Origin of the sequence: Virgibacillus salexigens (assembly GCF_014905415.1) — a bacterium.
Lineage (GTDB): Bacteria > Bacillota > Bacilli > Bacillales > Amphibacillaceae > Virgibacillus > Virgibacillus salexigens.
The window spans coordinates 1-290 of record NZ_BNEO01000208.1; the positions used below are offsets into that span (position 1 = coordinate 1).

A 290-nucleotide genomic window follows, 5' to 3' on the forward strand; every position below is an offset into this window, starting at 1 on the left:
CACCATCTAAATTAACAACCATATCGATAGTAACAATATCTCCATCTTCTAACTTTTCTTCTCGTGGGAAACCATGGCAGTTTTCATCATTAATTGATGCACAAATTGCATAAGGATATCCATTATAACCTTTCTGCTCAGGTGTTGCCCCATGTTCTTTTAAAAAGTTCTCCGTAAACTCGTTTATCCCCATTGTAGTAATACCAGGTTTAATTATTTTGGCAATTTCTTTATGACAGTTAACAAGAATATCTCCTGCTGCCTGCATTTGTTCAATCTCTCGTTTACTT

At 35.2% G+C, this 290-nt stretch carries 1 protein-coding gene; it reads right to left on the minus strand.

The genetic code is table 11. The annotated features are described in order from the left end of the window. Window positions 1-290, minus strand: a 290-nt coding sequence (locus JKP73_RS22870) for a M24 family metallopeptidase (RefSeq protein ID WP_200412061.1), incomplete at both ends; no start/stop codon positions are given.